This is a genomic window from Micromonospora sp. NPDC023956 (assembly GCF_040639195.1).
Classification (GTDB): Bacteria; Actinomycetota; Actinomycetes; order Mycobacteriales; family Micromonosporaceae; genus Micromonospora.
On the sequence record NZ_JBEZZN010000001.1, the window covers coordinates 239,324 to 253,753 of the forward strand.

The 14,430-nt window shown below is 73.5% G+C and carries 1 protein-coding gene (running past one end of the window); it reads right to left on the reverse strand.

Annotation, left to right across the window (positions count from 1 at the left end; genetic code table 11):
- Nucleotides 1–14,430, reverse strand: the final stretch of a protein-coding gene (locus tag AB0F58_RS00580; protein ID WP_357135858.1) for a type I polyketide synthase. Its footprint extends 15,411 nt past the window's final position; only the last 14,430 of its 29,841 coding nucleotides appear in the window; the start codon falls outside the window, past its right edge — the gene reads right to left on this strand; the stop codon is at nucleotides 1–3.

Genomic DNA, 14,430 nt, shown 5'->3' on the forward strand with positions numbered 1-14,430 from the left:
TCAGAAAACGCCGCCGACATTGCCGCCGGGGCCGCCCAGCTCCCGGTGGATGAAATCGAACAACTCGGCGTCGCTGGCCCCGTCGAGGGTGGGCGCCGCCGGCGCCTCGGCCGGAGTGACCCGGTCGTCGCCCCAGCGGGCGAGGAATGCCTGCATCTGCACCAGCAGCTTCTGCCGGGTGAGCGGATCCGGCGCGCTGGTGGCGAACAGGCCGTCCAGTTTCTCCAGTTCGGTCAGCAGGCCGGCGGTGGCGGCGACCCCGTCCTCCACCAGCAGGGTGCGCAGGTGGCGGGCGAGCGCCAGCGGGGTCGGGTAGTCGAACACCACGCTGGCCGGCAGGGTGACCCCGGTGGCCGCCCGGAGCCGGTTGCGCAGCTCCACCGCGGTCATCGAGTCGAAGCCGACCTCCCGGAAGGCACGGGCCGGGCCGAGATCCCCGGTGCCGGGGTGGCCGAGCACCGCCGCCGCCTGGGTGGACACCAGCTCGACCAGGATGCTGTCCCGTTCCGCGTCGGACAGGGGTCGCAGCCGCTCGCGCAGCGCCTCCGCCGCCCCGTCGTCGGCCGGTTCCCCGCTGTGCAGGCTGCGCAGCGCCTCCCGCGCCTCGGGGAGCTCCCCGAACAGCGGCCGGGCCCGGACGGCGGCGACCGCCGGCACGAACCGGTCCCACCGCACGTCGGCGACCACCACCTGAGCGCCGTCGACGGCGGCCTGCCGCAGTGCGGCGGTGGCCAGGTCCGGAGCCATGCCGGGCAGGCCACGCCGGCTCAGCTGCTCCAGGTCGGCCTCGGCGAGCCCGTCGGCCCAGGGGCCGAACGCCACCGACGCCGCCGGCAACCCGGCCCGACGTCGGTTCACCGCGAGCACCTGGAGCAGCGCGTCCCCGGCCGCCTGCCCGGCCCGGCCGCCGGAGCCCCACACCCCCGAGGTGGAGGAGCAGAGCACCAGCGCCCCGAGGGCCTGGTTCTCCGGTTCGTCGGCGTACCGGGGGACGTCCCCGACGGTGGCGACCAGGTCGGCGGCGAGCACGGCGAGGGTCAGCTCGACCAGCGGCACGGTGCCGGTGTCCGCCGGTACGTGCAGCAGCGCGGTCACCGGACGGCCGTCCGCGGCGAGCTGTTCCATCCGGTCGGTCAGCTTCCCGCCGGCCGGCTGGTCCAGCGGCACCACGGCCACGCCCTGCCGCTCCAGCCAGCCGGTAGCGTGCCGGGCGACCACGCCCGCCCCACCGGTGACCAGGACGGTGCCCTGCGGCGTCCAGCCACCGGCCGTCCCGCCGGCCGGGCCGGCGTCGCGGACCAGCCGCCGGGCGTACGCCCCCGAGGCGCGGACGGCGAGCTGGTCCTCCCCCTCGGTGTTGGTGAGCGCGGCGACCAGCGCGGCACCGAGGTCCCCGGTCACCGTGCCGGGCAGGTCGACGAGGCCGCCGACGTGCCGGGGGTGTTCCAGGGCGGCGGTCAGGCCGAGGCCCCAACTGGTGGACTGCCACGGCCGGCTGGCCGGCTCATCGTCGGTGGCGACCGCGCCGGTCGTGACGAACCAGAGCGGCACCGGCGCGTCGACCTCCCGGCCCACGTGCGCCTGGAGCAGCAGCAGGTTCGCCGCGAGCCCGGACGGCAGGGCGTCCTGGCCCGGGTGCGGTGCCTCGTCCAGGGCGAGCAGGGAGAGCAGTCCGGTCGGCTGGTGCTCGGCGCACGCGCGGGCCAGGTCGGCGGCGAGCCCGTCCCGGTCGGCGGTGGACGGGTCCACCGTGAGCAGGTGCACGGTGGCCCCACCGACACGCAACGCGTCGGCGATCGTCCCGGCCGCCTGCCGTCGAGGAGCGACGACCAGCCAGGTGCCCGGCTGGCCGGCGGTGAGCCGCTGGGGCCGCCAGGTCACCCGGTAGCGCCAGCCGCCGATCGTGCCGTCGGTGTGCTGCCGGCGTCGCCACGACTCCAGTTCCGGCAGCAGGTCCCGCAGCGGCTGGTCGGCGTCGATACCGAGCCGGTCCAGGTCGCCGTCGGTGACCGCCCGCCAGAACTCGGTGTCGGCCCGGTCCGCCCCACCGGTCAGCGGCCTGGTCAGGGTGGGCCAGTACCGCTGCGGCTGGAACGCGTACGTGGGCAGTTCCGGCAGGTCACGCGGTGCGGGGCGGGGACCGGCGAGGGGCGTCAGCACCGCCGCCCAGTCGACGTCCCGGCCGCTGGCGTACCGGGTGGCCACGGCGGTGAGCAGCGCCGTCACCTCCGGCACGCCGGTCCGCTGGGTCGCCAGGCTGCTGGTCCCGTCGGGGACCAGGTCCGCGTTCATGGCGGTGAGCACGGCGCCGGGGCCGACCTCGACGAACGTGTCGACGCCCGCGTCCCGCAGGGCGCGCACCCCGTCGGCGTAGCGGACCGCCTCGCGGACGTGCCGCACCCAGTAGTCAGCGGTGCGGATCTCGTCGGTGTCGGCGAGTGCACCGGTCAGGTTCGACACCACCGGCAGCAACGGCGCGGCAAACGTCAACCCCGCCAACACCGCCCGGAACTCGTCCAGCATCGGCTCCATCAACGGACTGTGGAACGCATGACTCACCGTCAACCGACGCGTGCGGACCCCCCGCTCCCGCCAGGCCCGCTCGACCTCGTCCAGAGCGTCGACCGCACCCGACACGACCACCGCCGACGGGCCGTTCACCGCCGCGACACCGACCCGCTCGGCCAACCCCTCGATCGAGGCCATGACGTCGGACTCCGACGCGGCCACCGCGAGCATCCCGCCACCGGCCGGCAACGCCTGCATCAACCGACCCCGCGCCGCGACGAGGGCACACGCGTCCGCCAGCGACAACACCCCGGCCACATACGCCGCCGTGATCTCACCAATGGAGTGACCACCCACGAAGTCCGGAACGACCCCGAACGACTCCACCAGACGGAACAACGCCACCTCGACCGCAAACAACCCGGCCTGCGTGAACACCGTCTGATCCAGCAGCGCTGCCTCCGGCGACCCCTCGACGGCGAACAGGACGGGCTTCAACGGCTGCGGCAACAACACGTCCAGATGCCCGCACACCTCGTCCAGGGCGGACGTGAACACCGGGAACGCGGCGTACAGGTCCCGGCCCATCCCGGCCCGCTGCGCACCCTGACCCGAGAAGAGGACGGCGGTGCCGCCCGTCGTGGCCGGGAGGGCCGGGACGAGCGCGGCGTGGTCACCGCCGGTCGCGAGCGCCCGCAGCGCCGCCAGCCGGGTCTCCGGGTCGGCGGCGACAACCACCGCCCGGTGGGCCAGGTGGGCCCGCCCCTCGACCAGGGTCCAGGCCACCGCCCTGTCGTCCGGCCGGTCCGCCGTCCCGCCGGCCGGCTCGTCGAGTCGCCGGGCCAGCCGGTCGGCCTGGTCCCGGAGCCCGGCTGCCGTCGCGGCGGAGACCGGCCACGGCACCACCTCCGGGTCGGTCGCCGACCGGTCGGCGGCGTCCGCGGTGGTGGGCCGGGCGGCCCCGTCCTCGGTCGGCGGCCCGTCGGTCACCTCGACGGGTTCCTGTTCGAGGATCACGTGGGCGTTGGTGCCGCTGATGCCGAACGACGAGACGCCGGCCCGGCGGGGGCGTCCGGCGGAGTCCCACGGGCGCGCCTCGGTGAGCAGCTCCAGTGGACCGGAGGCCCAGTCCACGTGGGGCGACGGCTCGTCCACGTGCAGGGTCGCCGGGAGCGTCCCGTGCCGCAGCGCGAGCACCATCTTGATCAGGCTGGCCACGCCGGCCGCGGCCTGGGTGTGGCCGATGTTCGACTTCACCGAGCCCAGCCAGAGCGGACGGTCCGCAGGGCGGCCCGGCCCGTACGCGGCCATCAGCGCCTGCGCCTCGATCGGGTCGCCGAGGGTGGTGCCGGTGCCGTGCGCCTCGATGGCGTCGATGTCGCCCGGGGTGAGCCCGGCGTTCGCCAGGGCGTGCCGGATGACCCGCTGCTGCGCCGGACCGTTCGGGGCGGTCAGCCCGTTGGACGCGCCGTCCTGGTTGACGGCGCTGCCCCGGACCACGGCGAGGACGCGCCGGCCCTCCCGTTGCGCGTCGGAGAGCCGTTGCAGCAGCAGGACGCCGGCACCCTCGCCCCAACCGGTGCCGTCGGCGCTCGCCGCGAACGCCTTGACCCGCCCGTCGGTGGCCAGGCCGCGCTGCCGGGAGAACTCCAGGAACGCTCCCGGCGTCGACATCACGGTCACCCCGCCGGCCAGGGCGAGGTCACACTCGCCGGAGCGCAGCGCCTGGGCGGCCAGGTGCAGCGCGACCAGCGACGAGGAACACGCGGTGTCGACCGTGACCGCCGGCCCGTGCAGGCCGAACGAGTACGCCAGTCGGCCGGAGACCACCGAGGCCCCGTTGCCGGTGGCCTGGTAGCCCTCCACCTCGGACCGGGCACCCAGCAGCAGCGTCGCGTAGTCCTGCCCGTTGGTGCCCATGAACACACCGGTGGCGGAGCCCCGGACCCGCTGCGGGTCGATACCGGCCCGCTCGAACGCCTCCCAGGTGGTGTGCAGCAGCAACCGCTGCTGCGGGTCCATGGCGAGGGCCTCGCGGGGATTGATCCCGAAGAACCCCGCGTCGAAGTCCGCCACGTCGTCGAGGAAGGCCCCGCTGCGGGTGTAGCTGGTGCCCACCCGCTCCGGGTCCGAGTCGAAGAGGGCGTCGAGATCCCAGCCCCGGTCGGTCGGCATCGGCGTCACCGCGTCGGCACCGTCGACCAGCAGCTGCCACAACTCCTGCGGGGAGGACACCCCGCCGGGGAACCGGCAGGCCATCGAGACGATGGCGATCGGCTCGTCGACGGCCGGCCGGACCACGGCCACACCGGCCGCCGGCCCGTCACCGGTCACGCCGGCCACCAGTTCGGTACGGAGGAAGCGGGCCAGTTCCGCCGCCGACGGGTGGTCGAAGACCACGGTCGACGGCAGGGTCAGCCCGGTGGCCCGGCCCAACCGGTCCCGTAGCTGCACGGCCGCGAGGGAGTCGAAGCCGAGCTCCCGGAACGCCCGCCCGGCCGGCACCTGGTCGGCGGAGGGGTGACCGAGCACCGCCGCCGCTTCCGCCCGGACCAGGTCGACCAGGAGGGTCTCCTGTCCGGTCGCCGGCAGCGTGGCGAGTCGGGCCCGCAGTCCCTCGGTGGCGGCGTCGACCTCCGGCCGTTCCGGTTCCACCGCGACGGCCGGGGCGACCCGGTCGAAGAGGTGACTCGGCCGGGCCGCGGTGAACGCCGCGACGAACCGGGACCAGTCCACGTCGGCGATGACCGGTGCCGCCTCGGGGGCATTCACCCAGCTGCCCAGGGCCGCGAGGGCGGCGTCGGGCGCGAGCGGGGTGAAGCCTCGGCGACGCAGGCCGTCCGCGGTCTCCCCGGCCGCCATGCCGTCCTCGGCCCACGGGCCGTAGGCGAGGGCGGTGGCGGGCAGGCCCGCCGCGCGGCGGGTGGCGACGAGGGCGTCGAGCAGGGCGTTGCCGGCCGCGTAGCCGGCCTGCCCACCGCCGCCCCACACCCCGGCCACCGAGGAGAAGACGACGAACGCGTCGAGGTCCCGGTCGCGGCACGCGGTGTCCAGGTGCAGGGCACCGAGCACCTTGCCGGCCAGCGTCGCCGACAGGTCGGCGTCGGTCAGCTCGTACGCCGGGGCGGTCCCGCCGGACGCGCCGGCGGTGTGCACGACGGCGGTGAGCGCCGGCAGCCCGGCGACCAGGTCGGTGACCGCCCCGGCGTCGGCGACGTCGCAGGCCACCACCCGGACGGTGCCGTGCGCGGCCAACTCGTCGACGAGTTCGGTCGAGCCCGGGGCGTCCGGCCCGCGCCGGGAGGCGAGCACCACCTCGGCGGCACCGTTGGCCAGCAGCCAGCGCGCCACCCGTCGCCCCAGTGCGCCGGTGCCACCGGTGACCAGCGCCGTGCCCGAGGGCTGCCAACCCGTCCCGGCCGTCGGTGCGGCCGGAAGCAGCCGGCGCCCGAAGACCCCGTTGCGGCGGACGGCCACCTGGTCCAGGGTGCCGTCGGCAAGCACCGCGACGAGCGCGGCGCGGGTGTTCCGGTCGGCGCGGGCGGGCAGGTCGACCAGACCGCCCCAGCGGTCCGGCTGTTCCAGGGCGACGGCACGGCCGAGGCCCCAGGCCAACGCCGCCCAGTGGTCACCGGGCTGCTCGCCCGGTGCGACCGGCAGCGCTGCCCGACTGAGGGCCCACACCCGACCGGGCAGACCGGAGTCGGTCAGCGCCCCGACGAGGGCCAGCAGCGCCGCCGTCCCGGCGGGTACACCCGGCGCGTGCGGGAGCGGCCGGTCCCGCCGGGGCAGGACGCAGAGCACGCCCGCCCAGCCCTCGGCGCCGGTACGGCGCAGCCGCTCGCCCAGCTCCGCCCGGTCGAGGTTCGGCGTCACGGTCAGGGTGTCCACCTGGGCACCGGCTCCGGTGAGCGTCTTCGCGACGCCCGCATCGGTGTCTGCGCCGATGGTGACCACGAGCCACCGCCCGGACAGCCCGGCCACCGGCGCCGGTCGTACCGGCTCCCAGCCGATCCGGTACGACCAGCCGTCCAGGCCGGTGTCCCGGGTCCGGGACCGACGCCAGGAGGTGAGCGCGGGCAGGGCCGGGGCGAGGGCGTCCACCGTGTCCGCCCCGAGCTGCTCGGCGAGGCCGCTGAGGTCGCCGCGCTCCACCGCCGCCCAGAACTCGACCTCCCCGGCGTCGGCGACGGCTTCCTGCGGCCGGTCCACCGACTCGGGCCAGTACCGCTGGTGCTGGAAGGCGTACGTCGGCAGATCCACCCGCCGCGCACCCGCCCCGGTGAACCACTGCGACCAGGTCACCGCCACACCGTTGACATGCAACTCACCCAGAGCCGCCAGCAACGCCGACACCTCCGGCCGATCCCGCCGCTGAACGGCCACCGACAGAACGTCCCCGTCACCCGGCACCACGTCAGCGGCCATCGCCGTCAACACACTCTGCGGACCGACCTCAACGAACGTGTCAACGCCGGCCGCCCGCAGCGCGGTGATCCCGTCAGCGAACCGCACCGCCTCCCGCACATGCCGCACCCAGTAGTCAGCGGTGCGGATCTCGTCGGCGTCGGCAAGCGCCCCGGACAGGTTCGACACCACCGGCACCAACGGAGCCCGGAACGTCAACCCCGCCAACACCGCCCGGAACTCGTCCAGCATCGGCTCCATCAACGGACTGTGGAACGCATGACTCACCGTCAACCGACGCGTCCGCACGCCCCGATCACGCCAGCCAGCCTCCAGGCCGTCCAACACCTCCACCGCACCCGACACCACAACGGCCGACGGGCCGTTCACGGCGGCAATCCCGACCCGGTCGGACAGCCCAGCGAGTGTCTCGGTGACCGCCTCCTCCGACGCGGCGACCGCGAGCATCCCGCCACCGGCCGGCAACGCCTGCATCAACCGACCACGCGCCGCGACGAGGGCACACGCATCCGCCAGCGACAACACCCCGGCCACATACGCCGCCGTGATCTCACCAATGGAGTGACCACCCACGAAGTCCGGAACAACCCCGAACGACTCCACCAGACGGAACAACGCCACCTCGACCGCGAACAACCCGGCCTGCGTGAACACCGTCTGATCCAGCAGCGCCGCCTCCGGCGACCCCTCGACGGCGAACAGGACGGCCTTCAACGGCTGCGGCAACAACACGTCCAGATGCCCGCACACCTCGTCCAACGCGGACGCGAACACCGGGAACGCGGCGTACAGGTCCCGGCCCATCCCGGCCCGCTGCGCACCCTGACCCGAGAACAGCAACGCCACCTGACCACGAACGGCAGCCGTACCGGTGACGACCGCACCCGACGGCTCACCCGCCGCCAACGCCCGCAACCCAGCCAACAACCCGTCCCGGTCGATAGCGGTCAGCACGGCACGGTGCTCCAGAGCCGGACGCGTGGCCCCCGACGACCACGCCACATCCACCGGACGCAACGCCTCGTCACCGGCCAGCCAGCGCGCCCAACGGTCCGCCTGCCCAGCCAGAGCGCCATCGGACCGCGCCGACACCAGCACCGGTACGGCCAGCGGGGTCACCGACGGCACGACTTCGCCCTCGACCACCTCCACCGGCGGCTGCTCGATGACCACGTGCGCGTTCGTACCGGAGATGCCGAACGACGACACCGCGGCTCGACGCGGCCGACCGGTCTCCGGCCAGGGCGTCGCCGCCGTGGTGAGGGTGACGGCTCCGGCCGACCAGTCCACATGCGGGGACGGCTCATCCACGTGCAACGTCGGCGGCACCAGACCGTGCCGCATCGCCAACACCATCTTGATCACACCCGCCACCCCGGCGGCAGCCTGGGTGTGACCGATGTTCGACTTGATCGACCCCAACAGCAACGGCTGCTCACGGTCCTGCCCGTACGTGGCCAGCAGCGCCTGCGCCTCGATCGGGTCACCCAGGGTGGTACCCGTACCGTGCGCCTCCACCGCATCCACGTCGGCGGCGGTCAGGCGGGCATTGGCGAGGGCCTGCCGGATCACCCGCTGCTGCGAGGGGCCGTTCGGCGCGGTCAGACCGTTCGACGCACCGTCCTGGTTGACCGCGGTGCCCCGCACCACGGCCAGGATCCGCCGACCGTCCCGACGCGCGTCGGAGAGGCGCTGCACCAGCAGCACACCCACACCCTCCGACCAACCCGTCCCATCCGCCGACGCCGCAAACGACTTACACCGACCATCCGTCGACAAACCCCGCTGCCGCGAGAACTCGATGAACGTCCCCGGCGTCGCCATCACCGTCACACCACCGGCCAACGCCAGGTCACACTCCCCCGACCGCAACGCCTGCGCCGCCAGGTGCAGGGCGACCAGCGACGACGAACACGCCGTGTCGACCGTGACCGCCGGGCCCTCCAGACCGAACGTGTACGCCACCCGACCCGACAGCACACTGCCCGACGTGCCGGTACCGACGTAGCCCTCCACCTCGGCGGGCAGGTCCATCAGACGCGTCGCCCAGTCGTGGTACATCACGCCCGCGAAGACGCCGGTACGGCTGCCGCGCAGCCGGTGCGGGTCGACCCCGGCGGACTCGAACGTCTCCCACGATGCCTCCAGCAGCAACCGCTGCTGCGGGTCCATCGCCAGCGCCTCACGGGGCGAGATGCCGAAGAACGCCGGGTCGAACTCACCGGCTCCGTACAGGAAGCCGCCCTGCCGGGCGTACGACGTGCCGCTGCTGTTCGGGTCCGGGTCGAACAGGGACTCCAGGTCCCAGCCCCGGTCGGCGGGGAATTCGCCGATGCCCTCCCCGCCGGAGGACAACAGCTCCCACAACTGGTCCGGGCTGTCCACCCCACCCGGGTAACGGCACGCCATACCCACGATCGCGATCGGCTCGTCCACCCCGAGGGACGCCACCGTCTCGGGGCGAGCGTCCACCACACCGGTGAGCTGCTCGTACACGTACCCCACCAGAGCCGCAGGCGTCGGATAGTCGAACACCAACGTCGACCCCAACCGCAGACCCGTCGCCGCGTTCACCCGATTCCGCAGATCCACCGCCGTCAACGAGTCGAACCCCAACTCACGGAACGCCCGATCCGCCGGCACCGACTCCGCACCACCGTGCCCCAACACCTGCGCCACCAGACCACGCACCAACACGTCGACCTCGGCACGCGCCTCGTCCTCGGTGAGCCCGGTGAGCCGCGCGGCCCACGCGCCACCGCCCTGTCCCGCCTGGCGGCGGGTCACGGGCGTACCGACCAGGGTGCGCAGCATCGTGGGTACGGCAGCACCGGAGGTGGCCGTCCGCATCGCCGGTACGTCGACGACCGCAGGCACCAGGGCGGCCGGTCCGGCGGTGAGGGCGGCGTCGAACAGTTCCAGACCGGTCTCGGCGCTCATCGACGGGAGACCCGCACGTGCCGACCGGTCGCGGTCGGCGTCGGCGATCGAGGCGGCCATTCCGGCCGTGTCCCACATACCCCACGCCAACGACACCGCCGGCAACCCCAACTCACGCCGGAACACCGCAAGACCATCCAGGAACGCGTTACCCGCCGCATACGCCGCCTGACCCGGCGACCCCAACACCCCCGCCACCGACGAGAACAACACGAACAGATCCAGACCCAGACCTGCCGTCACCTCATGCAGATACCACCCCGCATCCACCTTCGGCGCCAACACCCCAGCCAACCGACCAACAGAAAGCCCCTCAACCACCCCGTCATCAAGCACACCCGCCGTGTGCACCACACCCGCCAGCCGACCCGCCGAGGAGATCTCGGCGACCAACGCGGCCACCTGCTGCCGGTCGGTCACGTCACAGCCAGCAACCCGGACGCTCGCCCCCAGCGCACCCAACCGCTCCACCAGGGCATCCGCCCCCGGCGCAGCCGCCCCCTGCCGGGACACCAACACCAACGACCGCACCCCGTACGCCGCCACCAGATGCTCCGCCACCAGAGCACCCAACGCACCCGTACCACCGGTCACCAGAACCGTGCCATCACCCACCACCGGTGGCTCCGACGCCACCGGCACGGAGGCCCGCACCAGCCGGGGAACAAACACCTCATCCGCACGGACCGCCACCTGGCCACCCGACACGTCGCCGGCCGCCCAGGCGAGCAGACCCCGCAGCTCCGCGTCCGCATCCCGATCGACGTCGACCAGCACGATCCGGCCCGGGTGCTCCGACTGCGCCGACCGCAGCAGACCCCACACCGCCGCACCCGACAGATCGACCACCCGATCACCCGACCGCACCGACACCGCACCCCGGGTCACCACGACCAACGTCGAACCCGCCAACACCCCGGCCGCCAACCACGCCTGCACCACCGCCAGCACCTCGGACGTCACCGCCCGCACCGAGGCGGATACGTCAGCGTCGGCCTCGGGCGCGGTGGGGAGCGGCAGCAGCAACGTCCCCGGTACGGCGCCGGCCTCGGCGGCGGCCAGCACCGACGCCACATCCGGGTACGCCGGCACCTCCCACCGGGCAGCCAGTTCGGCCGTCAGTTCGCGGTCGGCCCCGTCCCCGGTCAGCAGCACCATGCCGGCCGGTTGCGGGGCCGGGACGACCTGCTCGACCTGCCAACGCACCTCGAACAGCGAGCGGGCGGCGGCGCTCGGGGCGGCCGGGCCGGTCAGCTCGCGCAGGACGAGGGAGTCGACCGACACCACCGGGGCGCCCGCCTCGTCGCAGGCGACCAGGCGCACTCCGGACCCGGACCGGGACAGTCGCACCCGGAGCATCCGTGCCCCCGAGGCGTGCACCTGTACGCCTTCGAACGCGAACGGTACGCGCGCAGCGGTGCCTGCCTCCGCGTCGAGCAGGCCGATGGCGTGCAGCGCCGCATCGAACAGCGCCGGGTGCACCCCGAACCCGGAGACGTCCACCGACTCCTCGGGCAGGACGACCTCGGCGTGTACCTCCCCGTCACCGGTCCACGCACGTCGCAGGCCCTGGAAGACCGGCCCGTACACCAGGCCGTGCCCGGCCAACGCCCCGTACCAGCCCGCCACGTCCACCTCGGACGCACCCGCCGGCGGCCACGCACCGACCACCGGCTCGTCAGCCGACCCCGGCTCCAACACACCGTCCGCGTGCCGGACCCAACCCGACTCGGGCTCGTCGTCCCGGCGGGAGTAGATGGTCACGGCGCGCTGCGAGGAGCCAGCAGCCCCGTCCACCCGAACCTGGAGCCGTACGCCTCCCGTCTGCGGAACGGTCAACGGCGTGGCCACGGTCAGCTCCCGGAGCCGGGAGAGGCCCACCTCGTCACCCGCCCGGACGGCCAGCTCGACGAGGGCGGTGCCCGGCAGCAGCGTCACGCCGGCGACCGCGTGGTCCGCCAACCAGGGGTGCGTGGTCAGCGAGAGCCGACCGGTCAGCACCACCTCGTCGTCGCCGGCCAGGTCGACGGCGGCACCGAGCAGCGGGTGCTCGGCGTCGCCAAGGCCCGCACCGGACATGTTGCCGATCCGCGACCGGCCCGTCGCGGGCCAGTACCGCTGGTGCTGGAAGGCGTACGTCGGCAGATCCACCCGCCGCGCACCCGCCCCGGTGAACCACTGCGACCAGGTCACCGCCACACCGTTGACATGCAGCTGCCCGAGTGCCGCCAGCAGACCGGGGACCTCGGACCGGTCCCGCCGCTGCACCGCCACCGCGAGCGAGTCCTCCTCGCCCGACAGCACGTCGGCGGCCATCGCCGTCAACACACTCTGCGGACCGACCTCCACAAACGTGTCCACCCCGGCGGCACGCAGCGCGGTGATCCCGTCAGCGAACCGCACCGCCTCCCGCACGTGCCGCACCCAGTACTCCGGAGTACGGATCTCATCGGCGTCGGCAAGCGCCCCGGACAGGTTCGACACCATCGGCAGCAACGGCGCGGCAAAGCTCAACCCCGCCAGCACCGCCCGGAACTCGTCCAGCATCGGCTCCATCAACGGACTGTGGAACGCATGACTCACCGTCAACCGACGCGTCCGCACACCCCGACCACGCCAGGCCCGCTCGACCTCGTCCAGAGCGTCGACCGCACCCGACACGACGACGGCGTGCGGGCCGTTCACCGCAGCGACCCCGACCCGGTCGGACAGACCCCCGATCGAGGCCATGACGTCGGACTCCGACGCGGCCACCGCGAGCATCCCGCCACCGGCCGGCAACGCCTGCATCAACCGACCCCGCGCCGCGACGAGGGCACACGCATCCGCCAGCGACAACACCCCGGCCACGTACGCAGCCGTGATCTCACCAATGGAGTGACCACCCACGACATCGGGAACAACCCCGAACGACTCCACCAGACGGAACAACGCCACCTCGACCGCAAACAACCCCGCCTGCGTGAAGACGGTCTGGTCGAGCAGCTCCGCCTCGGCCGTGCCCGCCTGGGCGATCAGGATGGGCTTCAACGGCTGCGGCAACAACACGTCCAGATGCCCGCACACCTCGTCCAACGCGGACGCGAACACCGGGAACGCGGCGTACAGGTCCCGACCCATCCCGGCCCGCTGCGCACCCTGACCCGAGAACAGCAACGCCACCTGACCACGAACGGCAGCCGTACCGGTGACGACCGCACCCGACGGCTCACCCACCGCCAACGCCCGCAGCCCAGCAAGCAGTCCATCCCGGTCCGTGGCAGTAAGCACCGCACGGTGCTCCAACGCCGGACGGGTGACCACCGACGACCAACCCACGTCCACCGGACGCAACGCCTCGTCGCCGGCCAGCCAGCGCGCCCAGCGGTCCGCCTGCCCAGCCAGAGCCGCCTCCGACCGCGCCGACACCAGCACCGGAACAAGGGCGTCCGGCAGGGTCGACTCGACGATCTCGCCCTCGACCACCTCCACCGGCGGCTGCTCGATGACCACGTGCGCGTTCGTACCGGAGATGCCGAACGACGACACCGCGGCTCGACGCGGCCGACCGGTCTCCGGCCACGGCGTCGCCTCGGTGGCCAGCGCGACCGCACCAGCCGACCAGTCCACGTGCGGAGACGGCTCGTCCACGTGCAACGTCGGCGGCACCAGACCGTGCCGCATCGCCAACACCATCTTGATCACACCCGCCACCCCGGCGGCAGCCTGCGTGTGACCGATGTTCGACTTGATCGACCCCAGCCAGAGCGGACGGTCATCGGGCCGGTCCTGCCCATAGGTGGCGAGGAGCGCCTGCGCCTCGATCGGGTCACCCAGGGTGGTACCCGTCCCGTGCGCCTCCACCGCGTCCACGTCGGCGGCGGTCAGGCGGGCGTTGGCGAGGGCCTGCCGGATCACCCGCTGCTGCGACGGACCATTCGGCGCGGTCAGACCGTTCGACGCACCATCCTGGTTGACCGCGGTGCCCCGCACCACGGCCAGGATCCGTCGACCGTCGCGACGCGCGTCGGAGAGGCGCTGCACCAGCAGCACACCCACACCCTCCGACCAACCCGTCCCATCCGCCGACGCCGCAAACGACTTACACCGACCATCCGTCGACAAACCCCGCTGCCGCGAGAACTCGATGAACGTCCCCGGCGTCGCCATCACCGTCACACCACCGGCCAACGCCAGGTCACACTCCCCCGACCGCAACGCCTGCGCCGCCAGGTGCAGGGCGACCAGCGACGACGAACACGCCGTGTCCACCGTGACCGCCGGGCCCTCCAGACCGAACGTGTACGCCACCCGACCCGACAGCACACTGCCGGAGTTACCGGTGCCGACGTAGCCCTCGGCATCCGACGGCAGGTCCGCCAGTCGGGAGGCGTAGTCGTGGTACATCACGCCGGCGAAGACGCCGGTACGACTTCCGCGCAGCCGGGACGGATCCAGGCCGGCGGACTCGAACGTCTCCCACGACGCCTCCAGCAGCAACCGCTGCTGCGGATCCATCGCCACCGCCTCACGCGGCGAGATCCCGAAGAACGCCGGATCGAAGTCCGCAGCGCC